Source organism: Micromonospora chalcea (genome assembly GCF_002926165.1).
GTDB classification, from domain to species: domain Bacteria; phylum Actinomycetota; class Actinomycetes; order Mycobacteriales; family Micromonosporaceae; genus Micromonospora; species Micromonospora chalcea.
The window spans coordinates 36,892-58,498 of the sequence record NZ_MAGP01000100.1 but is presented as its reverse complement, the minus strand read 5'-3'; the positions used below and the strand labels follow the sequence as shown (position 1 = coordinate 58,498).

General features: G+C 74.5%; 23 protein-coding genes. 5 read left to right on the top strand and 18 right to left on the bottom strand.

The annotated features are described in order from the left end of the window. From BAW75_RS11040 to BAW75_RS11025, 4 genes are read right to left on the bottom strand one after another with little or no spacing between them, the layout of a single operon-like run. Window positions 1-948, bottom strand: a complete 948-nt coding sequence (locus BAW75_RS11040) for a MerR family transcriptional regulator (protein ID WP_064448346.1) — start codon at window positions 946-948, stop codon at window positions 1-3. Further along, window positions 938-1,531 (bottom strand): isopentenyl-diphosphate Delta-isomerase, encoded by a 594-nt coding sequence (idi, locus tag BAW75_RS11035; RefSeq protein ID WP_104113515.1) that lies wholly within the window; start codon window positions 1,529-1,531, stop codon window positions 938-940. The genes BAW75_RS11040 and idi overlap by 11 nt, the downstream gene beginning before the upstream one ends. Continuing rightward, window positions 1,528-3,009 carry a phytoene desaturase family protein gene (gene crtI / locus BAW75_RS11030; RefSeq protein WP_208635227.1) on the bottom strand — a complete coding sequence of 494 codons (1,482 nt, stop codon included), beginning with the start codon at window positions 3,007-3,009 and terminating at the stop codon, window positions 1,528-1,530. Before crtI ends, idi begins: the two co-directional genes overlap by 4 nt. A gap of 29 nt (window positions 3,010-3,038) precedes the next feature. Next, complete coding sequence (locus tag BAW75_RS11025; RefSeq protein WP_104113513.1) at window positions 3,039-4,193, bottom strand: polyprenyl synthetase family protein; 1,155 nt, start codon at window positions 4,191-4,193, stop codon at window positions 3,039-3,041. A 64-nt stretch (window positions 4,194-4,257) separates the two neighbouring features. Between BAW75_RS11025 and BAW75_RS11020 the strand changes: the two genes are divergently transcribed. Further along, window positions 4,258-5,184 carry a phytoene/squalene synthase family protein gene (locus BAW75_RS11020; protein ID WP_104113512.1) on the top strand — a complete coding sequence of 309 codons (927 nt, stop codon included), beginning with the start codon at window positions 4,258-4,260 and terminating at the stop codon, window positions 5,182-5,184. Beyond that, window positions 5,181-6,503, top strand: coding sequence for a cryptochrome/photolyase family protein (locus BAW75_RS11015; protein WP_104113511.1), 1,323 nt, complete (start codon window positions 5,181-5,183; stop codon window positions 6,501-6,503). Before BAW75_RS11020 ends, BAW75_RS11015 begins: the two co-directional genes overlap by 4 nt. A 347-nt stretch (window positions 6,504-6,850) precedes the next feature. On the opposite strand, the gene BAW75_RS11010 is transcribed toward BAW75_RS11015, so the two are convergent. Continuing rightward, a complete protein-coding gene (locus BAW75_RS11010; RefSeq protein WP_104113510.1) occupies window positions 6,851-7,951 on the bottom strand; it encodes a serine hydrolase domain-containing protein in 1,101 nt (366 codons plus the stop codon). Between the two features lie 92 nt (window positions 7,952-8,043). Between BAW75_RS11010 and BAW75_RS11005 the strand changes: the two genes are divergently transcribed. Further along, a complete protein-coding gene (locus BAW75_RS11005; protein WP_104113509.1) occupies window positions 8,044-9,528 on the top strand; it encodes a dihydrolipoyl dehydrogenase family protein in 1,485 nt (494 codons plus the stop codon). A 4-nt stretch (window positions 9,529-9,532) separates the two neighbouring features. On the opposite strand, the gene BAW75_RS11000 is transcribed toward BAW75_RS11005, so the two are convergent. Next, window positions 9,533-10,297, bottom strand: a complete 765-nt coding sequence (locus tag BAW75_RS11000) for a crotonase/enoyl-CoA hydratase family protein (protein WP_104113508.1) — start codon at window positions 10,295-10,297, stop codon at window positions 9,533-9,535. 83 nt (window positions 10,298-10,380) lie between these two features. Between BAW75_RS11000 and BAW75_RS10995 the strand changes: the two genes are divergently transcribed. After that, complete coding sequence (locus tag BAW75_RS10995; RefSeq protein WP_104113507.1) at window positions 10,381-11,232, top strand: Rieske (2Fe-2S) protein; 852 nt, start codon at window positions 10,381-10,383, stop codon at window positions 11,230-11,232. A 1-nt stretch (window position 11,233) separates the two neighbouring features. Here the strand turns inward: BAW75_RS10995 and BAW75_RS10990 are convergent, their stop codons facing one another. The 12 genes from BAW75_RS10990 to BAW75_RS10935 are packed head-to-tail and all read right to left on the bottom strand — an operon-like array spanning window position 11,234 to window position 20,165. Next, window positions 11,234-12,244 carry a LysM peptidoglycan-binding domain-containing protein gene (locus tag BAW75_RS10990; RefSeq protein WP_104113506.1) on the bottom strand — a complete coding sequence of 337 codons (1,011 nt, stop codon included), beginning with the start codon at window positions 12,242-12,244 and terminating at the stop codon, window positions 11,234-11,236. A gap of 15 nt (window positions 12,245-12,259) precedes the next feature. Then, on the bottom strand, window positions 12,260-12,691 hold the full coding sequence (locus tag BAW75_RS10985; RefSeq protein ID WP_104113505.1) for a hypothetical protein: 432 nt from the start codon (window positions 12,689-12,691) through the stop codon (window positions 12,260-12,262). Further along, the gene (locus tag BAW75_RS10980; protein ID WP_043327510.1) at window positions 12,688-13,161 is read right to left on the bottom strand and encodes a TadE/TadG family type IV pilus assembly protein; all 474 of its coding nucleotides are present in this window, start codon (window positions 13,159-13,161) and stop codon (window positions 12,688-12,690) included. The genes BAW75_RS10985 and BAW75_RS10980 overlap by 4 nt, the downstream gene beginning before the upstream one ends. Next, on the bottom strand, window positions 13,158-13,640 hold the full coding sequence (locus tag BAW75_RS10975; RefSeq protein ID WP_104113534.1) for a TadE family protein: 483 nt from the start codon (window positions 13,638-13,640) through the stop codon (window positions 13,158-13,160). The genes BAW75_RS10980 and BAW75_RS10975 overlap by 4 nt, the downstream gene beginning before the upstream one ends. Then, a complete protein-coding gene (locus BAW75_RS10970) occupies window positions 13,640-13,849 on the bottom strand; it encodes a hypothetical protein (protein WP_013283462.1) in 210 nt (69 codons plus the stop codon). The genes BAW75_RS10975 and BAW75_RS10970 overlap by 1 nt, the downstream gene beginning before the upstream one ends. 23 nt (window positions 13,850-13,872) lie before the next feature. Next, the gene (locus BAW75_RS10965; protein ID WP_104113533.1) at window positions 13,873-14,718 is read right to left on the bottom strand and encodes a type II secretion system F family protein; all 846 of its coding nucleotides are present in this window, start codon (window positions 14,716-14,718) and stop codon (window positions 13,873-13,875) included. A 14-nt stretch (window positions 14,719-14,732) separates the two neighbouring features. Beyond that, complete coding sequence (locus tag BAW75_RS10960; RefSeq protein ID WP_374226032.1) at window positions 14,733-15,686, bottom strand: type II secretion system F family protein; 954 nt, start codon at window positions 15,684-15,686, stop codon at window positions 14,733-14,735. Continuing rightward, window positions 15,629-17,167: a TadA family conjugal transfer-associated ATPase gene (locus BAW75_RS10955; RefSeq protein ID WP_030500636.1), complete on the bottom strand. Its 1,539-nt coding sequence runs from the start codon at window positions 17,165-17,167 to the stop codon at window positions 15,629-15,631. The genes BAW75_RS10960 and BAW75_RS10955 overlap by 58 nt, the downstream gene beginning before the upstream one ends. Next, on the bottom strand, window positions 17,157-17,990 hold the full coding sequence (locus BAW75_RS10950) for a CpaE/TadZ family protein (protein WP_043327507.1): 834 nt from the start codon (window positions 17,988-17,990) through the stop codon (window positions 17,157-17,159). Before BAW75_RS10950 ends, BAW75_RS10955 begins: the two co-directional genes overlap by 11 nt. Then, complete coding sequence (locus BAW75_RS10945; RefSeq protein ID WP_043327506.1) at window positions 17,990-18,655, bottom strand: SAF domain-containing protein; 666 nt, start codon at window positions 18,653-18,655, stop codon at window positions 17,990-17,992. Before BAW75_RS10945 ends, BAW75_RS10950 begins: the two co-directional genes overlap by 1 nt. After that, the gene (locus tag BAW75_RS10940; protein ID WP_104113504.1) at window positions 18,652-19,605 is read right to left on the bottom strand and encodes a hypothetical protein; all 954 of its coding nucleotides are present in this window, start codon (window positions 19,603-19,605) and stop codon (window positions 18,652-18,654) included. The genes BAW75_RS10945 and BAW75_RS10940 overlap by 4 nt, the downstream gene beginning before the upstream one ends. Continuing rightward, window positions 19,599-20,165, bottom strand: coding sequence for a hypothetical protein (locus tag BAW75_RS10935; RefSeq protein ID WP_043327504.1), 567 nt, complete (start codon window positions 20,163-20,165; stop codon window positions 19,599-19,601). The genes BAW75_RS10940 and BAW75_RS10935 overlap by 7 nt, the downstream gene beginning before the upstream one ends. A gap of 531 nt (window positions 20,166-20,696) precedes the next feature. Between BAW75_RS10935 and BAW75_RS10930 the strand changes: the two genes are divergently transcribed. Then, the gene (locus tag BAW75_RS10930) at window positions 20,697-21,500 is read left to right on the top strand and encodes a prepilin peptidase (protein WP_208635226.1); all 804 of its coding nucleotides are present in this window, start codon (window positions 20,697-20,699) and stop codon (window positions 21,498-21,500) included. Window positions 21,501-21,607: the final 107 nt, after the last annotated feature.

Genomic DNA, 21,607 nt, shown 5'->3' with positions numbered 1-21,607 from the left:
TCAGCCCTTCGTCGACTGGTCCAGCGAGTCCCGTACCGCCAGGGCGAGGGAGAGCGCCTCGGCCAGATCCACCGGCCGGACCACCCCGGCCGGCAGCGAGTCGGCCCGCCAGCCGGGCCCGGCGGCGAGCACCAGCAGCGGCCGGCGGGGGACGGTCAGCAGCGCGGTGAGCTGGCACGGGTCGGCGGTCGCGCGGGTGTGCGACCAGAGGACCACGGCCGCCGGCCCGGTCCGGTTGACCGCCTCCACCAGGGCGGGCAACGGTACCCGGGCGCCGAGCATGCGACAGCTCACACCGGCCTCCGCGAGCGCGGCGGCGAGCGCCTCCAGCGGCAACGAGTGCTGTTCCTCGTCGGCGCAGGAGAGCAGGATCCGGGGCGGTCCGCCGTTCGGGTGGGCCCGGATCACCGTGGCGAACGCCACCGAGACGCACCGGGACATCAGGTGTTCCACCTCGATCAGGCCGGCGGTGGCGGCGTGCCGTTCCCCGATCCCGGTGAGCACCGGCCGGAGCAGCCCCTCCCAGGTCGCCACCACCCCGTCGGCGGCGAGCGCCTCGGCGATGGTCCGCGCGATGGTCACCGAGTCCAGGCGCATCGCGGCACGGGCCAGCCCCCGTGCGGCGGGGCCGGCCCGGCCGACCGGGATGGTCGTGCCGCCGCCGTCGCGTACCGCCGAGGTCCGTGCCTTGAGCGCGAGCCGGTCCGGCGGCGGCACGGCCGGGGCCTGCCGGGCCCAGCGGGCCGCCTCGGCGGGCGCCACCCCCTCGGTGGTCAGCCGGCGCATGATCTCCAGGCGGGCGAGGTCGGCGGGCGTGTAGCGCCGGTGGTGGCCCGGCACGTGCTCGCTGGGACCGAGGCCGTACCGCTGGTGCCAGGTGCGCAGCGTGGTGACCGCCACACCCAACCGGCGTGCCACGGCCCCCGCGCTCAGCGCCTCATCGGCCACCCGACCGCTCCGGTGCCTCGGAGGCCGCGACGCCCGGCCGGGCCGGGCCCGCCGGATGCAGCAGCCGGTTGACCACGCCGCCCAGCCACGGGGCGTACGCGCGGGGGTCGGCGTCCAGGTCGGCCACCACCGCGCCGGGGTCGGCCCAGCGCAGCTCGGCCACCTCGTCCGGATCGGGCCGCGTCACCAGGTTGGCGGGTACGTCGGCGCGCAGCACGTGGTCGTACTCGAACTCGACGCGGCCGGTCGCCGGGTCCTCGGCGTAGTAGATGTAGACGCCCACCTCGGTGAGCTCGACCGGGCCGACGCCGAGTTCCTCGCCGAGCCGCCGGTTGGCGGCCTCGGTCAGCGACTGGCCCGGCAGCGGGTGCCCGCAGCAGGAGTTCGCCCAGCGCAGCGGGAACCGCGTCTTCACCGCAGCCCGCTGCTGCAGCAGCACCCGCCCCTGCGGGTCGACCAGGAGCACCGAGAAGGCCCGGTGCAGCCGGCCGGGTGGCTGGTGGGCGGTCGCCACGGTGGTCTCGCCGAGCACCTGCCCGTCGTCGCCGACCAGCTCGACCAGGTGTTCCTCCCGCTCGCTCATGCCGTCGCCCCGGTGATCCGGGCCGCCGCGAGCTTGCCGCTGATCAGCACCATCGGTACCCCCACGCCCGGCTGCGTGCCGGAGCCGACGAAGACCACGTTGTCCAGCTTCCGGTGCAGGTTGGAGGGGCGGAACGGCCCGGTCTGGAAGAGGCTGTGCGCGGCGGCGAACGGCGTGCCGGCGGCCATGCCCTGTGCCGCCCAGTCGGCCGGGGTGACGGCCCGCATCACCTCGATGCCGTCGCCGAAGCCGACGTATCCGCGTTCCTCCAGCGTGCCTACGAGCTGGTCGGCGTACCGCTGGGTGAGGTCGCCCGTCCAGTCGAACGGCGCCCGCTCCAGGTTCGGCACCGGCGCCAGCACGTAGTAGGTGTGCTTCCCGGCCGGCGCCACCGACGGGTCGGTGCGGCTCGGGTTCGTCACCAGCAGCGACGGGTCGGTCATCAGCTCGCCTCGGCGGATCACCTCGTCGAACGTCCCCTTCCAGGAGCGCCCGAAGTGGATGTTGTGGTGGGCGATCTTGCCATAGCCCTGCGTCGAACCGATGTGCAGCACCACGCAGGACGGCGAGTAGGTGAGCTTGCGTTGCCGGCTGGGCGGCAGCAGGTCCTCGTAGGCGACCGGCAGGTCGGGGTTGAGCACCACCGTGTCGGCGGGGACGAAGTCGCCGTCGGAGGTGATCACGCCGGTGGCGCGGCCGTTGGCGGTCTCCACCCGGGCCACCGTGGTGCCGTACCGGAACTGCACGCCGTGCTTCTCGGCCGCGCCGGCCATCCCGCGGGAGACCGCGTGGATGCCGCCGCGCGGGAAGCAGACACCGGCCACCGAGTCGAGGTACGCGATGACCGCGTAGATCGCCAGCGCGTCGTGCGGCGACAGGCCCGCGTACATGGCCTGGAAGGAGAAGATCCGCTGGGTCCGCGGGTCGCGGAAGAACTGGTTGATCTTCGTCTGGAGCCGCCGGAACGCGCCGTTGGCGAACAACTTCAGCAGGTTGCCGGTGAGCAGGTCGGTCGGCGCGTCGAGATTGCGCTCGATGAAGTCGGCCCGTTCCCACTGCCACAGGTTGCGGGCGTAGTCGACGAAACGCAGGTAGCCGTCCGCCTCCCGGGGGCCGCAGACACGCGCGATCTCGGCCGCCATCCGGGTGGTGTCGGTGATGACGTCGAGCGTCGACCCGTCCGGGTAGTAGGCGCGGTACGCCGGGTCGAGCGGGCTCAGGTCGAGCCAGTCGGTCAGCTCCTCGCCGACCGCGCCGAGCGCCTCGGCGATCAGGTCGGGCATGGTGAGGACGGTCGGGCCGGTGTCGAACTCGTACCCGTCGACGCTGAGCCGCCCGGCGCGCCCGCCGGGCACCGGCTCGCGCTCCAGCACCGTCACCTGCCGGCCGCTGCCGGCCAGGTGCAGCGCGCACGCCAGTCCACCCAGCCCGGCGCCGACCACCACCACCCGGTCGGTCCGTCCCTTGACGGTACGCATTCCGGCCCCCTTGCTCGCGAAGTTGCTCATCATGCCCGCCGCGCGGTGGCGGCGGTGGCGAGACCCGTCAGCGCGGTGCGCGCGGTCTCGTCGATCGGTGCGGTGCCGAGCGCGGCGAGCGCCTCGGTTACCCGGTCGGCGATCATCCGTTCCACCCGGGCGGTGGCGCCGCTGCGGCGGACCACGTCGGCAAGCCGGTCCACGTCGCGTGCCGTGGTGACCGAGCCGGCCCGGTCCAGCGCCCGGCGCTGCGCCGGGTCGGCGAGTTGCCGGGCCAGCATCAGCAGCGCGGTCGGCTTGCCGGTACGCAGGTCGTCCCCGGCCGGCTTGCCGGTGGTCTCCGGGTCGCCGTAGACGCCGAGCAGGTCGTCGCGGAGCTGGAACGCCTCGCCGACGGCCAGCCCGTACCGGGTGTACGCGGCGATGAGCGGGTCGTCCGGGTCGGTGCCGGCCAGGCAGGCGCCGAAGAGCAGCGGCCGCTGGACCGTGTAGCTGGCGGTCTTGTACCGGGCCACCCGTAGCGCCCGGTCGACCGTCCAGTTCCCCGCGTCGTTCTCGCCGAGCACGTCCAGGAACTGCCCGGCGACCGTCTCCACCCGCATCTGGTCGTAGCAGCGGCGCACGTCGAGCAGCCGCTCGGCGGGGACCGCCGCGTGGCCCATGAGCCGGTCGGCCCACACCATGCAGAGGTCGCCGATGAGGACGGCGACCGCTTCGCCGTACCGGTCGGGGTCGCCCGCGTGCCCGGCGGCGCGGTGCCGGGCGGCGGCGGCCCGGTGCGCGGTCGGCAGCCCGCGTCGGGTGTCGGAGGCGTCCATCACGTCGTCGTGCACGAGCGCGAACGTGTGCAGCAGTTCGAGGGCGGACAGGGCCGGGAGCACCGAACACATCGGTTCCTCCCCGCCGACAGCGCCCCGCCATCCCCAGTACGCGAACGTGGGCCGGACCCGTTTGCCGCCGGCCAGCACGCAGTCGCGCGCGGTTGCGGCGAATGCACCCATCGCTGCGTCGATCTCGGTCAGCGAATCGACTTCCGCGGCCAGGAACGCCACCAGCGTCTCATCGACCCCTTTGATCAGGTCTTTCGTGAACGCGGCCAGTACGCCGCGGACCGGATCGTCCGTCGCCCCGGCCTGAGCCGGCGCGACGCGGAGCGCATTACCCGCAACTGCGTCGTTGGCCATGTGGGCGAGCGTACCCTAGGGTTACGAGTTGCGTCGATTGCTGCGTCGAAACTGAGGAGGGCCGATGGACGTGGATCTGGCCGCCGCCTATGACCGTTGCCGCGAGCTGCACCGGCGTCACGGCCGTACCTACTATCTCGCCACCCGGCTGCTCCCCGCCTGGAAACGGCGACATGTGCACGCCTTGTACGGATTCACCCGCTACGCGGACGAGATCGTCGACCGCACCGAGGACCTGCCGCCCGCCGAGCGCGCGGCCCGGCTGCGCGAGTGGTCGGATCGATTCGTGGCCGGGCTGCACGGCGCGTCGGTCGACGACCCGCTGCTCCCCGCCGTGCTGCACACCATCGCCGTGTTCGACCTGGACCGCGACGACTTCGCGTCGTTCCTGCGCAGCATGGCGATGGACCTGACGGTGATGTCGTACCCGACCTACGACGACCTGCTCGACTACATGGAGGGCTCGGCCGCCGTCATCGGCACCATGATGCTGCCGATCCTGGGCAGCTCCGACCCGGCCGCCGCCCGGGAGCCCGCCCGCCAGCTCGGCTTCGCCTTCCAGCTCACCAACTTCATCCGGGACGTCGCCGAGGACCTCGACCGGGGCCGGACCTACCTGCCCGACGAGGATCTGGCCAAGTTCGACGTCACCCGCGCCGACCTCGTCGCGGCCAAGGCCGCCGGTCGCACCACGCCGCGCATCCGCGAGCTGATCGAGTACGAGTTGACCCGCGCGCAGGCCCACTACCTCGCCGCCGCGCCGGGCATCCCGCTGCTCAACCCCGCCTCGCAGGCGTGCATGCGCACCGCGTACGCGCTCTACGGCGGCATCCTGGACGAGGTCGCCGCGCAGGACTACGACGTCTTCGTCCGCCGGGCCCTGGTGCCGCAGCGGCGCCGGATGGCGGTGGCCGCGCGGGCGCTGCTCACCCCGCCCGGCACGCCGGTTCAGGTGCCCGGCCCGGCGCTGGAACCGGCCCTGGCCGGATGACCGGCCGGACGGCGGTCGTGCTGTTCACCCGCGACCTGCGGGTGCACGACCACCCGGCGCTGGCGGCCGCCTGTTCCGCGTTCGAGCGGGTGGTGCCGCTCTACGTGCTCGACCCGGAGTTGCAGCAGCTCTCGCCGAACCGCACCCGCTTCCTGCACCAGAGCCTGGCCGACCTGCGCGAGGCGCTGCGCAAGCGCGGCGGCGACCTGGTGATCAGGCACGGCGACCCGGTGGCCGAGACGGTGAAGCTGGCCCGGAAGGTGGGCGCCGAGGGCGTCGGGCTCTCCGCCGACGTCAGCCACTACGCCCGCAGCCGGGAACGCCGCCTGCGCGCCGAGTGCGACCGGCACCGCATGTTCCTGCGGCTGTTCCCCGGCCTGACGATCGTCGAGCCGGGCGCGCTGCGCCCGAGCGGCGGCGACCACTACCGCGTGTTCAGCCCCTACTTCCGCGCCTGGCAGGGCACCAGGTGGCGGGACGAACTGGCCGCGCCGAAGCGGGTCCGGCTGCCCGACGGCGTCGACCCGGGCCGCCTGCCCGACCCGCCGAAGGGCGACAGCCCGGCCGCCGCCGTGGGCGGGGAGAACGCCGCCCGCCGCCGGCTCACCGCCTGGCTGCCCACCCTCCATCGGTACGACGACATCCACGACGACATGGCCGGCGACGAGACCTCCCGGCTCAGCCCGTACCTGCGCTTCGGCTGCGTCTCCCCGCTGGCGGTGGCGACCCGGGCCGGCGACCGCGACGGCCCGTTCGTCCGGCAGCTCTGCTGGCGCGACTTCTACCACCAGGTCGTCGCCGGATTCCCGGACCTGTCCACGGCCGCCTACCGGCGGGGCGCCCGGGAGGACTGGCGGTACGACCAGCACGCGCTCGACGCCTGGACCGAGGGACGGACCGGCATGCCGATCGTGGACGCCGGCATGCGTCAGATGCGCGCCGAGGGCTGGATGCACAACCGGGCCCGCCTGATCACCGCCGGCTACCTGACCAAGCACCTCGGGCTGGACTGGCGGCCCGGCCTGGAAGTCTTCTTCCGGTGGTTGCTCGACGGCGACCGGGTCAACAACTCGGGCAACTGGCAGTGGGTGGCCGGCACCGGCAACGACACCCGGCCGTACCGCGGCTTCAACCCGGTACGGCAGGCCGAGCGCTACGACCCCGGCGGCGCGTACGTGCGGCGGTGGGTGCCGGAGCTGGAATCGGTGGCGGGCAAGGCGGTGCACCAGCCGTGGCGGCTGCCCGACGCTGTGCGTCGCACGCTCGACTACCCGCCGCCGCTGGAGGTGCCCGGCGCCGACCCGGTCTGGCTCCGCTGACGCCCTCGCCCCTCGCCGCCCGCGCACGAGCGCGAACGTCACACGAGCCCAACGTCGCTGGCGGCCCGCGCGGGCCGCAGCACGGCGCCCACGATTACTGCGGGTGACTGCACCTCTAGCCCGCGCCATCCACCTCCGCCGACTTTGCTCTGCAGCCATATCCGCACCCGTTGCGGAACGTGACCGTGCGGGCCTCTCGCGGATTTCGGACCTAGCGGAAATCCGCTGCTCAACTCGGTGCTGCGCCAATGGGTGCAGAGCAAAGTCGGGAAAGGGGAAGCCAGGCGCGACTGCCGGCCGAATGCGCTGCGTGACGACGCGCCGGAATCACAGAACGTGACTGACCGTCAGAGGCAGGAGTGCAGCGCCTCGACCAGCTCCTCCACCCGATCGTGGTCGGCCAGCCGGGCGGTCGCGTACGCGAAGGTGTAGCCCCGCTCCGGGTCGGCCCAGGCGCTGCTGCCGCCGATCCCGCCCATGCCCCAGCTGCCGTCCGGCTCCCACTGCATGCCGAGCGTCCAGTCCACCGGCCGGTCCAGCAGCAGGTCCGGCCCGGAATACTGCACCCGCGTCGCCTCGGCGACCAGCTCCGGGCTGAACAGGCGTACCCCGTCCAGGGCGCCGCCGGCGAGCAGGCCCGCGTACAGCCGGGCGAGCCCGGCGGCGGTGGCGTGCAGGTTCACCGCCGGGATCTCGGCGGCCCGCCAGAGGTCGCTGTTCACCATCGCGACGTCGCGCCCGCCGGGCGGGTTGTCCAGCGCCCGCGCCCGCAACGAACCCGGCTCGCCGCGCATCGCGTCCGGCCAGGCCGGATCGGCGTACGACAGGTCGGCGCACCGCCGCCGGTCGGCCTCACCCAGCCCGAAGGCCAGGTCCAGGCGCCACGGACCGGCGATCTCCTCGGCCAGGAACCGGCCCACCGGCCGCCCGTCCACCCGGCGGACCAACTCGCCCACCAGGTGCCCGTACGTCCAGGCGTGCTCGCCCGCGACGGCGCCCGGGTCCCACTCCGGCTCGGCCGCCGCCAGGTCGGCGCAGAGCAGGCCCCAGTCGGCGATGGCCGCGGCGGGCCGGGGCACCGGGAAGGCGGGCAGCCCGGCGGTGTGGGCGAGGACCTGCCGGACGGTCGCCGGGGTGCGGAACTCCGGCCAGTACGCCGACACCGGCGCGTCCAGGTCGACCCGGCCCCGGTCGACGAGCAGCAGCAGACAGAGCGCCACCACCGGCTTGCCGGTCGAGTAGACGTCCACGAGCGTGTCCGGACGCCACGCGCGGTCCGCCCCTGCCATCGGCACGACCGCACTGGGCGGGACCGCCGCCGCCGTGCCGCCCATCAGCTCGATCACCGGTACGCCGTCGTGCCACACCGCCAGCGACGCGCCGGTCTCCCGGCCGGTGACGAACAGGTCGTGGAAGCAGTCCCGGACCGGGGTGAAGCGCGTGTGCATGCGGCCACGGTAGGCGGTCGCGTTCGTGACGAGCGCGGGAATTCGGGGCCGGTGCGGTGGCCGGTGTCCCGAAGGTACGGAATGCTTGCGGAATGGCGGAGCCGGAACAGGTTGACGTAGTAGTGGTCGGGCTCGGCGTCGGCGGCGAGGAGGTGGCCGGACGGCTCGCCGAGGTCGGCCTCACAGTGGTCGGCATCGAACGGGACCTGGTCGGCGGCGAGTGCCCCTACTGGGGGTGCGTGCCGAGCAAGATGATGATCCGGGCGGCGAACGCGCTGGCCGAGGCGCACCGGGTCAACGAGCTGGCCGGGTCCGCCCAGGTGCGGCCGGACTGGGCGCCGGTGGCGAAGCGGATCCGGGCCGAGGCCACCGACACCTGGGACGACAAGGTGGCGGTGGACCGCTTCACCGGCAAGGGCGGCCGGTTCGTCCGGGGCAGCGGGCGGCTCGACGGCCCGAACCGGGTACGCGTCGGCGACCAGGTGTTCCAGGCCCGGTACGGCGTGGTCCTCGGCACCGGCACCCGGCCCTCGGTCCCGCCGATCGACGGGCTGGCCGACACGCCGTACTGGACGAATCACCAGGCCATCGAGGTGGAGGAACTGCCCGCGTCGCTGCTGGTGCTCGGCGGCGGCGCGATCGGGCTGGAACTCGCGCAGGTCTTCGCCCGGTTCGGCGTCCGGGTGACGGTGATCGAAGCGGCCGACCGGGTACTCGCCGTCGAGGAGCCGGAGGCGTCAGCGCTCGCCGCCGACGCGCTGCGCGCCGACGGAGTGGAGATCCACACCGGGGTCAAGGCCGGCCGGGTCGGCCACGACGGCGGCGCGTTCACCGTGTACGCCGACGGCGCCGAGTTCACCGGCGAGAAGCTGCTCGTGGTGACCGGCCGCAAGGCGCACCTGGAGGAGTTGGGCCTGGACACGGTCGGGGTGGACGCCGGGCAGCGCTACCTGCCGGTGAACGACCGGATGCACGTCACCGACGGGATCTGGGCGGTCGGTGACCTCACCGGCGAGGGCGCGTTCACCCACATCGCCATGTACCAGGCCGGCATCGTGGTGGCCGACGTCCTCGACCACATGCGGCGTACCAAGGGCGGCCCGGACGCCAGCGGCACCGCGAGCGTGGTCGGCGGCGCGGCCGGTGTGGTCAGCTCGGTCGGCGGCGCGATGAGCGCGGGCGGATCGAGCGTCGCGCCGGGCACCGTCCCGGTCGCCGACTACCGGGCGCTGCCCCGGGTCACGTTCACCGACCCCGAGGTCGGCGCGGTCGGCCTCACCGAGCAGCAGGCCCGCGAGCGCGGCGTCAACGTCCAGGTCGGATACGCCGATCTCACCTCGTCGGCCCGGGGCTGGATCCACAAGACCGGCAACGCCGGGTTCATCAAGCTGGTCGCCGACGCCGACCAGGGCGTGCTCATCGGGGCCACCTCGGCCGGACCGGCCGGCGGCGAGGTGCTCTCCGCGCTCGTCGTGGCGGTGCACGCGGCGGTGCCGATCAGCCAGCTCCGGCACATGATCTACGCGTACCCGACGTTCCACCGGGCCATCTCCGACGCGCTGCGCGCGCTGAAGTGACGCCTCAGCCGGCCGGCGCACCGTGCCGGCCGGCCCCGGCGGCGAACCGGCCGGCGCCGCGTACCCCGTCCACCGCCAGCGACTCCATGCCGTAGGCCAGCTCGGTGGCCATCGCCTCCGCCTCCGGCCGCCCCGCGCCGTCCAGCACCGCCGCCCGGTCGTTGCGCAGGCACGTCCGCGGATGCCCGGCGATCGCGGCGGCCAGCTCCTCGGCCGCCGCGCGGGCCCCACCCGGCGCGACCAGCCGGTTGACCAGACCCATCGCGTACGCCTCGTCGGCGCCGACCGGGCGTCCGGTGAGGATCAGGTCCATCGCCCGGCTCTCGCCGATCAGCCGGGGCAGCCGGACCGTCCCGCCGTCGATCAGCGGTACGCCCCACCGGCGGCAGAACACGCCGAGCGTCGCGTCCGACTCGGCGATACGCAGGTCGCACCAGAGCGCCAGCTCCAGCCCGCCCGCCACCGCGTACCCGGAGATCGCCGCGATCACCGGCTTGGACAGCCGCATCCGGGTGGGGCCCATCGGTCCGTCCCCCTCGGGCTCGACGCGGTTGCCGCGCGGCGTGCCGACGGCCTTCAGATCGGCGCCGGAGCAGAACGTGCCGCCCGCGCCCCAGAGCACCGCGACCGCCGCGTCCGGGTCGGCGTCGAACGCGCGGAACGCGTCGGCCAGCGCTCGTGCGGTCGGCCCGTCAACGGCGTTACGGGCCTCGGGCCGGTCCAGGATCACAGTGGTCACGGCACCGGCGTGCTCGACGCGTACCCCCATGGGCTCAGCATGCCCGCGACGCACCTGGGAGGGAATTCCGGGGCGTCCGGTTTGGGGGCTCTCCTGCCGGGAAGTCGGAACGGGTGCGCGAACTACTGACGAAGATCGAACAGGCCACCGGTCTCGACCGGGTGGGTGACCGGTTGCAGCGCGCCGTCCAGGGCACGCTGCGTTCCCAGCGGGTACGCGACGCGCTGCACGGCGTGTGGCTCGGCCATCCGCTGCACCCCGCGATGGTGCAGGTGCCGGTCGGCGCGTGGATCTCCGCCGCCGTGGTGGACCTGCTGCCCGGCCAACGCCGGGCCGCCACCGCGCTGGTGGGCCTCGGTACGGTCAGCGCGCTCCCGGCGGCGGTCGCCGGGCTCAACGACTGGGCCACGCTCTCCCGCGACCAGCGCCGGATCGGCCTGGTGCACGCCGCCGCCAACACGGTCGGCCTGGCGCTGTACGCCGGCTCGCTGGCGGCCCGCCTCAACGGGCGGCACGGCCTCGGCCGGGCGCTGTCCTACCTCGGTCTGTCCGCCGCCAGCGGTGGGGCGTACCTGGGTGGGCACCTCGCGTACAAGCAGGGTGCCCAGGCCAGCCAGAGCGTCTCCGAGCTGCACCTGATCAGCGACGGCTGGCACCGGGTCGGCGACCTGGGCAGCCTGCCCCGGCACGAGCTGGTCACCAAGAAGATCGACGACGTCTCGGTGATCCTCTACCGGGACGGCGACGACGTCACGGTGATGCTGGAGCGCTGCCCGCACCAGAGCGGCCCGCTCGGCGAGGGCACTGTGCAGCAGATCGACGGCCACGCCTGCGTGGTCTGCCCCTGGCACGGCAGCGCGTTCCGGCTCAACGGCGGCGAGGTGGTGCACGGCCCGGCCGCGAACGACCAGATCGTGCTACCCACCCGCGTGGTGTCCGGCCGGGTCGAGGCCCGGCTGCCCTGACTCAGTCCCGCCGGTGCCGCCCGCTGGAACCCGCGCGGGCGGCCACCGGCCGCTTGCGCAACCCCAGCAGCGCGCCGATCTGCGCGCCCACGATGCTCGCGACCGCCAGCACCGCCGAGATGGCGAGCGGACGGTTGATGCCCTCCTCGGCGGTGGGCCGGGACGCGCCCGCCGACATGGCCGGCGGCTGACCGACCGGCGCCTCCACGGTGGGCGTCGCGTCCCGCGGGGTGGGCTTCGGCTTCGCCTTCGGCGCGCTCGACGACGCGCCGCCGCCACCCGGCTTGACCGGTGCGGTCTGGGCCGGCTTGGTCACCACCAGCCGCCCGGTGGCGTGCCGCCGGGCGCCGGAGTCCGTCGCGCCGTCCGGCAGCGTGATGAGCTGGCCGGGGCGGATCCGGTCCGGGTCGGCGAGCCGGTTCAGCCGGGCCAGCTCCTTGTACCTGTCGAAGCCGTCCAGGTAGCGGTCGGCCACCTCGCCCAGGTAGTCGCCCTTCGCCACCCGGTACACGGCCGGGTCGTCCGCCTTCGACGCGACCGGGGCCGGCGGCGCGACCCGGCTCGGCGCGGTGACGGCAGAAGCGGCGACCGCCGGCTGCGGGGCGGTCAGGGCGGCGGCGCTCGCCGCGGCCGGGCTCGCGGCCAGGATCAGCGCGACCGAACCGACGAGCGCGGCTGCGGCCTTCTGCTGGCGGTGCATGCCGGGCAGCTTCGGCGCCGGCCGGCGTACCGCAGCCGCGAGCAGCTCCACCACGACGGAGAACGCGAACGTGGCCCAGCCGAACCAGCCCACCACCGCCAGCGCGCGCAGGAACAGTTGACCGTCGTCGCGGCTGGTCAACGTCGTACCGATCTCGGCGAACGTGGGCAGGTGATCCGGCAGCGGGTTGCCGGCGAACGCCAGCAGCGCGACCGGCCCGCCGGCCAGCACGCCGACGAGCACGACGAGGGCGCCGAGGCCGGTGAGAACCTGGCCGGCGCGGCGGACGGGGGAGCGTCGGGGTGCGCCCATGGCGGCCTTCCCTTCCTACGGTGGGCCGGTGAGTGCCCGAGCGGTGGCCTCACCGGTGACGGTGGCGGAGTTCTGCACGCCGAACAGACTCAGCAGGTCCCGGCTGTAGGTGATCTGCACGCTCACCCGGATCTGGGTCTCGGCGCCGACCACGGGGAAGTCGACCTCGTGGTCCTGGACGCCGCCCGCCGCGTCGAGGTAGGCGGCGACAGCGGCGCGGGCGGCGACCTGGTCGATCTGCTTCGGGCCGCCCTCGATGGCCCGCGCGCGGTCGATCATCTGGCCGCCGGCGCGGGCCGCCTCGGCGGCCAGGTTGTCCGCGCGCTGGAGCGTGCGCAGTTGGCCGGCGCCGTCGTAGGCGAGGCTGATGATCGCCAGTACGCCGGTCATCGCCACGGCCAGGAAGAGACTCACCCGGCCGTTCTCCGCCGCGCGCCGCCCGGTCATCCGCGACTCCGGTAGGTGTCCAGCGGCGAGGTGAACCTCGCCGAGACGGTCTTGCCGCCCGGCACGCCGGGCAGGCCGGGCGCGCTCAGGTCGTCGAAGGAGACGGTGCAGGTCACAGTGACCGTCACGGTCGCCGGCACGCCTGCGGCGCTTGCGTACGCGGCGGCGAAGCTCGTCGTCGTACCGGCCACCGAGCCCGCGAGGTCGAGCTGGGGTGGACCGGAGCAGTTGAGCCCCGCCCAGCCGAGCTGGTTCCGGGCCGCCTCCTCGGCGGCCTCCGCGCCGTCGTCGGCGTTGCGGGCGAGCGAGGCGGCCCGGGCGGCGTCGTGCGCGGCCGACTCCACCGCCTCGTCCGCGATCGCGGTCCGCCCGGCGACCCCGGCCAGCACCATCAGCCCGATGAAGGCGGGCGCGAGCACCGCCACCTCGATCGAGACGGAACCCCGGTCCCGCCGCGGCCCGGCGCTCATCCGGTGGTCCAGCGTTCGGCCGGGCCGTGCGCGGTCTGCGTGACCGCGAACGAGACACCCGGGATGACCGACAGGGAGCGCCCCTGCACCGTGCAGGTGACGGCGGTGGCGCTCTCGACGCACGTCGGGCCGGTCTGCTCCCAGTCGACCAGCCAGTCCCCGGACTGCTGCAGGAAGCTGATCGCCCGCTCCCGGCCGGCGTCCGGCCCGGCGTCGATCGTGCGCTGGGCGTTCACACCGGTCTGCGCGGCGTTGAGCGCCGTGGACCGGGCCACGAACCAGACGGCGACCTGGATCGAGCCGAACAGCATCACCAGGATCACCGGCATCACCACGGCCAGCTCGACCGGATTGGCGCCCCGCTCGCCCTCGGCCAGACGGGCGCGCAGAGCAGCGGCGATCCGCCCCGGACCGGGCGGACCGGCGGGCCGGCCGGCGGGCGCCGGCCGGCTCCGGACCGTACGGGCGGGGCGGGGCATCACGGGGCCTGCGGCGCCGTGTTGTTCGGGATGGCGTTCATCCAGTTGTTCGCCTTGGCCAGCGCGAGCCCGGTGACCGCCATGGCCACCGCGACCAGGCCGAAGATGATCACCGCGGTCGGCACCGGGCTGTCGCCGCGCTCGGAGTCCCGGCGCAGCTCGGCGAGGCGGGTGCTCACCGCCACGTACAGGTAGGCGTAGAGGTGCATGGTCGTCTCCTTCTCGATGGGGTTCACAGACGGGCGAGGAACGGATAGACGGCGAAGCCGAGCAGGACGAACACCAGCAGCGAGCCGGGGATGTCCAACTTGCTGGTGACCCCCTCGGCCCGGGCCAGGTTGTCGGTACGGATCTGGTCGCGCAGCGAGTCGGCACGGGACCGCAACGTCTCGTGCACCTGGGCGCCCTCGCTGCCGGAGGAGCGCATGATCGCGCCCACGTCGCCCAGTTCCGGGATGCCGATCCGGTCGGCCAGCTCCTGCAACTCGTCCCAGGGCGAGTGCATCTGGAGCTGGGCGAGCCGCAGCGCCTCCCGGATCCGGTCGAAGACCCAGCCGTCGCAGACCGCCGCCGCGCGTTCCAGCGACTGCACCGGGCCGTGCGCGGCGGACAGCTGCAGCGCCACCAGGTCGAGGTAGGTGCAGACCGCCTGCCGGAACTCGTCCCGGGCGGCGTCGGCCTTGGCGAGGACCGAGCGGTGCCCGAGCAGTCCGGCGCCGAGCGCCAGACCCAGGCTGGCCACCACCGGCACGGCCAGCGGCAGCGCCACCCCGCCGACGAAGAGCACCGCCGAGGCGACCGCCGGGGTGGCGAACCCGACGAGCGCGGAGAGCAGCACCGACAGCGCGTACTGCTCGGGGGTGCGGTCGAGCAGCGCGAGCTGCCGGTGCGGCGGGCGCAGCCAGCGGGCGAACCCGCCGAGCCAGTCCGGTCCGGCGCCGGCGGCCGGGGCCTGGCCGGGCGGCTGGTGCAGCCGGCGCAGCGCCGGGCCGAGCGCCGGGGTGGCCGGCAGCGCCTCGCGTACCACCAGGAACAGCCCGAGCCCGACCGCGCACCCGCCGAGGACCGCGATCGCCATCTGCCAGTTGAGGATCACGCGATTGCCTCCTCCGGATCGGGCGCCGGGAGGAAGCGCGCGGGCCGGGGCGGCTGGCTCATCGACCGCACCCAGACCAGCAGGCCGACGAACGCCGCGCCGAGCACCGCCATCACGAGCTGACCGGTGAGCGTCCCGTAGGGACGGATGTAGTCGCTGTTCACCAGCCCGTACGCCAGGGTCGCCAGCGTCATGCCGGTGAGGAAGCGGACCGCGAACCGGGGCTGGGTGCGTTTGGCCTCGACCTCGCGCCGCGTCGCCACCTCGGCCGAGGCGGCGGTGGCGATCGAGCCGAGCACGTCGCCGAGGCGCTCACCCCGGTCGGTGAGGTGCAGGATCAGCGCGGCCACCACCTGGTCGGCGACCGGGTCGGCGATCTCGTCGGCGAAGGCGAGCAGCGCGGAGCGGGCCAGCCAGCCGGCCTGGAGGCGGGCGGCGAGCGTGCGTACCTCCTCCTGGATCTCCTCCGGCGCGGTGGCGATGGTGCCGATGATCGCCTGCTGGAGCCCCTGGCCGGTGGCCGAGATGTCCTTGAGCCGGCGGGTCCACTCGCCTACGGCTTCGACCCGGGCGATGGCCCGCTGCTCGGCCCGGCCCACCGCGAACAGCCACGGCACGCCCGGCACCGCGAGCGCCACCAGCAGGCCGACCACCGGCAGCCCGGTGAGCAGGAACGCCGCCGCCCCGGCGACCACCGCGGCGCCGAGCAGGAGCTGGTAGCGGCGCTGGTCGGCGCGGCTTGCGCCGGAACCGGTCCAGAGTCGGCTCAGGCCGGGCCCGGTGCCCGGGGCCGGGCCCGGTGGGCGGCGGGTGCCGACGAGCGCGACCACCGCCAGCACCAGCCCGGCCACGCAGGCCGCGCCGGAGACCAGGGCGATCAGTTCGATCTGCGTCACGCCGGGCCTCCGTTCGGCCGTGCCCCGAGGCGGGTGTGCCGGGGCCGCCGCCACGCGCCCACGCCGGCCTCGACGAACCGGGTGAGCAGCCGGGCGTCGTAGCCGACGCGCAGCAACTGCTCGCGGATGCGTTCGGGCAGGTGGCGGGGGACCGCGCGGCCGTCCGGCCCGGGGCCGAAGACGGTCGTGGTGGTGATCCGGTTGCCTTCGCCGACGCCGATGACCTCCTCGACGTGCGAGACGAAGCGGTGCTTGCGCCCGCCGATCGCGGTCTCGTCCTCGACAGTCACGTAGACGATCAGGTCGAGCGCGTTGCCGGCCATCCGGCGGGCCTGGTCGACTGTCATCTCCCGGCCGTGCGACAGCGCCAGCTCGATGATGCGTTCGCTCACCCCCGAGGGGGTACGCGCGTGGATGGTGCACATCGACCCGCGGCTGGTGGTCATCGCCTGGAGCATCGGCACGATCTCCCGGGACCGCACCTCGCCGACGATGATCCGCAGCACGCCCATCCGCAGCGACACCGGGATCAGGTCGGCGATGCTGACCTCACCCGCCGGCCGTCCGTCCGCGCCGCGCTCGCCGTGCCCCTCCCGGGACTCGAAGCTCATCACCGCCCGGTGCTTGTGCCCACGCCGGGCCGGCAGCAGTTCCCGGCTCTCCTCCAGCAGCACGTACGGCTCGTCGGCCGGGATCTCGTCCATCAGCGCCCGGATGACAGTGGTCTTCCCGGCCCCGGCGAGCCCGGCGACCATGATGTTCAGCCCGGCGCGCATGGACGCGCGCAGGAAGTCGCGCAGCAGCGGGTCGATCATCTCGTCCAGGTCGGGCCGGCCGCCCGCGATGTCCTCGAGGCTCACCGCGAGCGTGTTGTGCTTGCGGATCACCGCGTACGGGCGGTGGCTGACCAGGAACACGGCGGCGAGGCGGCTGCCGTCGGGCAGTTGCAGGTCGAGCGTGGGCTTCGAGGTGGACAGCGACCGTTCGGTGGCACCCGCCCGGCGGGCCGCCGCCTGGAGGATCTCCACCAGCTCGTCGTCGGTCTCGGCGATCGGCTCGGCCCAGTCGACGCCGCCGCCGTGCCGGGTGATGCGTACCTGGTCGCAGCCGAGGATGTGCACCTCCTCGATGCTGTCGTCGACGAGCAGCGTCTGGAGCCGGCCCAGCCCGACGAGTTCGGCTGTCACCTGGTCGAGCAGCAGCCGTTCCTCGTCCGCCGCCATCGGCGTGCCGGACCGGCGTACCGAGTCGGCGTACGCGGAGACCACGGTGACCGCCAGCCGGGCGCGCTCGACCTCCTCGGCGTCGGCGTCGAACTCGCGGCCGCGCTGCCAGTGGGTGAGCCGTTCGCTCAGTTCCCGGCGCAGCTCGCGGACCACGGCGAAGTCGATCCGGGGGCGGGGCGGTGGCGGGGGCGCGGCGGGGAGCGGGCCGGGCACGTGGTGCCGCCCGTTCGGCGGCGCCAGCGGCGGAACCGTGGAGACGACACCGGGCTGCTGCCCGCGCGGGTCGTGGGAGACCGGCTCAAACCGCACCGGACACCCCCGGCACGCTCGGGGCGGTCACCGCGCGCGGTGTGGTCGCGCCCGGCCAGGCGAGCCGGGCCCGCCGCCGGTCCAGCAGCGCCCGGACCGGCACCTCCAGGGCGCCGGCCGCGCGCATCAACGGCCGGTTCGCGCGTACGGTGCCGCCGTGTGCGAGCACCTCGGCGGTACGCGGGTCGTGCGGCAGGCGGGCGATCACCGGCAGCCGCAGCGCCTTGCTGATCTCGCTGGTGCCGTGCCCGTCCCCGACCACGAGCAGCCGCAGCGTGCCCGGCGGTACGCGGTGCTCGGTGAGGTCCCGTTCGATCGCCCGGGCGGTGGCCCGGGTGGCGGAGAGGTCGGGCAGGGTCGCCCGGGTGACCAGCAGCACCACGGTGGCGGCCCGCAGCAGCGGCCACGGTGGACCGCCGACGGCGAGCCGGCCACAGTCGACGAGCACGTCGTACGGCGGTTCGCCGCGCTCCAGCCCGGTGAAGTAGTCGGCGAAGCGCTGCCACAGCGGGATCACGCTGCCGGCCTGGGCCGGGTCCACCACGCCGGGCAGCAGCAGCCGCTCGCGCCGGGGCGCGTCCAGGTCGACCAGCTGGGACCAGAACGTGTGCTCCAGGCTGCCGTCGCGCAGCTCGCCCACCGCCAGCTCACCGATGCCGCGCGGGCCGTCCAGGGCCCCGCCGAGGTAGCCGGCGAGGATCGAGCCGCCCGCCGGGTCGCACTCGGCCAGCACGAGCCGCCGGTGCCAGCTCAGCGCGGCGGCGAGCGCCGCGGTGGTGACGCCCGGCGATCCCTTCGCCGAGACCAGGGCGATGATCGCCATCAGGCCGCCTCGGTGAGCACGAGCGCGATCCGGTCGGCGGCGGCGAGCGCCACGACCGCCGGCACGTCCCGCACGGTCAGCGCCAGGTAGACCACCACGTCGCCGTTCTGCGGCGTGGCGGTGTCGATCACGGTGCCCTCGAACCGGGTTCCGCCGGCACGGGACGCGTCGGAGCCGTTCGTGGCGTTGCTCGGCGTGCTGACCAGCAGCACCTTGTCGCCGGGGTTCAGCTTGCGGGCCGGCACCTGCTCGGGTTCCAGCCCGAGAGCGATCTGCTGCTGGCCGGCGCCGAGCAGCGGGGCCTCGGTGAGCTGCGCCTCGGTGAGCAGCGTGCCCGGGGTGAGCCGGACGGCCGCCCGCAGTCCCAGCACCTCGTCCATCCGGTCGGCCGGCACCGGCTGGAGTTCCCGCCCGCCGGAGACGCGCACCGGCACCAGGTCGTCGGCTGTGAGTTGCCGGCCCACGTCGACCGGCCGGGCCACGGCCAGGTACGTGCCGGTGGAGCGCACCGAGGTGACCGCGAACGCCGCGCCGAGCCCGCCGAGGGCGATCAGCAGGATCGCCAGGCCGAGCAGGCCGGGCCGGACACGTCGCTGCCGGACCACCTTCGGCGGCGCGACCGGCGCCTCCATCGGGGTTCCGTTGCGGGCTGCCACCACACTCATCGGGTCACCACCTGAAGCTCGTTGATCTGTACCGGGATGACGCCGCTGGACCGGCTCTGGGCGATCACGCCGCTCTCCCCGCCGCCGGACCACTCGACGGTCCAGAACGTGGTGGCGCTGACCTGGTAGGTGTCGGCCTTCGGATAGCCGGCGTCGAGACCGCAGTCGGGCGAGGTCAAGCCGGCCCGTGGCCCGTCGGCCCGGTACGGCGTGCCCGGTCCGTGGCAGGTGACGTCGATGTCGTCGGACATGTGCCAGACGATCCGGTCCACCTTCGCCGTGATCCTCACGGTCAGCCCGCGGTCGGAGGCGGCGGCGGACAGCGGCCCGAAGTACGCCTCGCCCGGGCTGGCCCACATCCAGACCGGCAGCCCGACCAGGCCGGGTCCCTGACTGCGCCGGGGCGCGACCGAGGCCCGGGGCGGGAGCAGCGAGATCGAGGCCAGCGCGCGCCGGGCCAGCTCCTCCGGGTCCGGCGGGGCGCCGTAGCCGGGCGGCGGGGCGTCCAGGAGTTCCTGGCGCATGCTGCCCGGGCTGGTGTCGCCGCCGTTGCAGGTGAGCTGGTACCACTGCTTGCCGGGGGGCGCCTCGTTCTGCGGCTCGGCGAGCTTGTAGTAGCAGCCGTCGGCGTTGTTGAACCAGCCGAGCGTTTCGTTGTAGCAGGGGATGACGCGGCCGTTCCACTGGCACTTCGGCGCGCCGCCGCCGTTGCCGCCGCCGCCGTTGTCCCCGCCGCCCGGCCCGCCCGGGCCGCCCGGGGTGCCGGGGTCGTCGTCCCACACGTCGCAGTCGGTCTGTTCCGGCGGGCACGAGCCACCGGGGTCGGCGGCACGCGCGGGCGCGCCGGTGAGCGTCAGCAGCGCGGCGAGGCCGGCGGCGAGCTGCACCCGGCGGAGCGTCCCGGCCCGGGGCGGGCGGGCCGGGACACCCCTTCCTCCCCAGGTCAGCACGGCTGGTCCTGATGTGCGGCGCCGCCGTTGATCAGCCACCGGCCGTCCGGGAAGCGGGCCGCTGTGGCGGTGGCGAGGTAGCGCCCGCCGCGGGTGCCCGGCACGGCCTTGCGGTCCTTGGCGTAGACGAGCCGGTAGCCGCTCGCGTCCAGGCAGTCCTGGATCTCGACGGTGGGTGGGCGGGCGGTCAGGTCGACCGAGACCACTGTGGGGTCGGAGACCAGTTTCCCGGTACGCATCGCGCCGTGCTCCTTCGCGTCGAGAATTGCCATTCGCACCCGGGTCAGCAGCGGATCAGCCAGAAAACGGGCCAGAGCGGGATGGGACGGATCGCTTCGGGCGCTCGCCGCCCGGGACGCGTCGAGATAGCCGGAATACGCGGCAAGCGCCGCCTTTTCGGCTTCCTTCTCCGCCTCGGCGGAATGGGTGGCGGGGGCGGCGGCGCGGCCGGTGAGCGGTCGGTTGGCCGCCTCCGGCTCGGTGCCGCAGCCGGCCGCGCCGACCGCCAGCGCGAGGCTGAGCAGGTAGATTTCCCATCGGCGGGATTGCCGTGTGCGCAACGCCGATCCCTCCTCGGTGCCGGCCCGGGGCGATCACGCCGACCCGCTCCGGGCATGCGGAAGCGCACCCGGAACTGTCGCTCCGGGCCCCCGTCGCCGCCACTCGTATTGACCTGTACTGATAGCTGCGGATTCTGTGCCCTGACTCCTCCGACGCCAATTGATCGGGGGTTGCGTCGTACCCAAGGGGCGAGCATAAGCTCACGTCCGCCGATGCAACAGAGGCAATTCACGTGAACACGGTGAGTGAAGACGGGAGGTGGTGGCCGGTGTGTGTCGTCACGATGACGAGCGGGCTTCCGGTGGGCTCCGGGCCGGCGGGCGTGTGCTCACCCGTACCCGCCGTGGCGGTGGCGACGAGCCGCCGGTATGGGTGGGGAGCGGGCCGCTCGTCCGATCCGTCCCGCCGGTTCGATAGGGCTCACGCCGCGGCCGGTCCCGGCCGGTCGCGCGTCGCGCCGCACGCCGCTGCGGGCTCCCCCGTCACATCAGCGCGAACGAGAAATCACTCTGCGTGCTCCACCATGGAACATGCGGCGACCGGACGGGGGAGCCGGCGTGACCACTGAACGGGTACGGCGTACCGGACCGGTGGCCGAGGCCAGCCGTCCGGTCGTCCGGCTGCTGGCCGCCCTCGCGGTCGTACCGCTGCTCCGGCTGGCGGTGGCGCGTTACGCCGTACCCCCGGATTGTCCGGACCGGACGGCGTGCGACGGCTGCTCCGCCCCGATCGGGCTGGACCGGCCACTGCCGGCGCTCGGGCCCGGAGCCCGCTGCCCGGTCTGCCGGGCCCGGATCGGTGCGGCCCCGGCCGTGGTCGAGGTGGCGCTGCTCGTGGCGGTCGCCGTGCCGGTGCTTGCCGGCGGCGTGCCCGCCGCGCGCCTGGCGCTCGCCTGGTGGCTGCTCTGGGCGGTGCCGATGACGGTCGTGGACGCGATGGCGCACCGGCTGCCCGACCGGCTCACCTGGCCGGCCGCGGCCGGCGCGTGGGCGCTGCTCGGGGTGGCCGCGCTGACCGGCACGGGCGCGGACCCGTGGATCCGCGCCACAGTCGCCGCTCTGGCGCTCGGCGGCGGCTTCGCCGCGACCACGCTGCTGCTCGGGCGGCGTGGTTTCGGCCTCGGCGACGCCAAGCTGGCGCTCGGCGCGGGCGCGCTGCTCGGCTGGTACGGCTGGCCGGTGCTGGTGGCCGGGCTGGTGCTCGCGCTCCTCCTCGCCGGGGCGACCGGGGTGGCGCTGCTCGCCGCCCGGCGGGTCCGCTGGTCCGGGCACCTGCCGTTCGGGCCGTTCCTGGTGCTCGGCACCGCCGCCACGCTGGTGCTCGTCACCGTGTGATCGGCCACCCGCAGGTGCGGGCGGGGTCGCCACGGGTATCGGGGTCCCAGCCGCCTCCCAGCCGGGTCTGGTTCGGTGGCGGTCCAGGCTTCGGACTCGGGAGGGCA

Bases quoted from the DNA above. Each gene is read 5' to 3' on its own strand.
- idi (WP_104113515.1), bottom strand. From the start codon at position 1,531: ATGAGCGAGCGGGAGGAACACCTGGTCGAGCTGGTCGGCGACGACGGG.
- crtI (WP_208635227.1), bottom strand. From the start codon at position 3,009: ATGCGTACCGTCAAGGGACGGACCGACCGGGTGGTGGTGGTCGGCGCC.
- BAW75_RS11025 (WP_104113513.1), bottom strand. From the start codon at position 4,193: ATGGCCAACGACGCAGTTGCGGGTAATGCGCTCCGCGTCGCGCCGGCT.
- BAW75_RS11020 (WP_104113512.1), top strand. From the start codon at position 4,258: ATGGACGTGGATCTGGCCGCCGCCTATGACCGTTGCCGCGAGCTGCAC.
- BAW75_RS11015 (WP_104113511.1), top strand. From the start codon at position 5,181: ATGACCGGCCGGACGGCGGTCGTGCTGTTCACCCGCGACCTGCGGGTG.
- BAW75_RS11010 (WP_104113510.1), bottom strand. From the start codon at position 7,951: ATGCACACGCGCTTCACCCCGGTCCGGGACTGCTTCCACGACCTGTTC.
- BAW75_RS11005 (WP_104113509.1), top strand. From the start codon at position 8,044: ATGGCGGAGCCGGAACAGGTTGACGTAGTAGTGGTCGGGCTCGGCGTC.
- BAW75_RS11000 (WP_104113508.1), bottom strand. From the start codon at position 10,297: ATGGGGGTACGCGTCGAGCACGCCGGTGCCGTGACCACTGTGATCCTG.
- BAW75_RS10990 (WP_104113506.1), bottom strand. From the start codon at position 12,244: ATGGGCGCACCCCGACGCTCCCCCGTCCGCCGCGCCGGCCAGGTTCTC.
- BAW75_RS10985 (WP_104113505.1), bottom strand. From the start codon at position 12,691: ATGACCGGGCGGCGCGCGGCGGAGAACGGCCGGGTGAGTCTCTTCCTG.
- BAW75_RS10980 (WP_043327510.1), bottom strand. From the start codon at position 13,161: ATGAGCGCCGGGCCGCGGCGGGACCGGGGTTCCGTCTCGATCGAGGTG.
- BAW75_RS10975 (WP_104113534.1), bottom strand. From the start codon at position 13,640: ATGCCCCGCCCCGCCCGTACGGTCCGGAGCCGGCCGGCGCCCGCCGGC.
- BAW75_RS10970 (WP_013283462.1), bottom strand. From the start codon at position 13,849: ATGCACCTCTACGCCTACCTGTACGTGGCGGTGAGCACCCGCCTCGCC.
- BAW75_RS10965 (WP_104113533.1), bottom strand. From the start codon at position 14,718: ATGGCGATCGCGGTCCTCGGCGGGTGCGCGGTCGGGCTCGGGCTGTTC.
- BAW75_RS10950 (WP_043327507.1), bottom strand. From the start codon at position 17,990: ATGGCGATCATCGCCCTGGTCTCGGCGAAGGGATCGCCGGGCGTCACC.
- BAW75_RS10945 (WP_043327506.1), bottom strand. From the start codon at position 18,655: ATGAGTGTGGTGGCAGCCCGCAACGGAACCCCGATGGAGGCGCCGGTC.
- BAW75_RS10930 (WP_208635226.1), top strand. From the start codon at position 20,697: ATGCGGCGACCGGACGGGGGAGCCGGCGTGACCACTGAACGGGTACGG.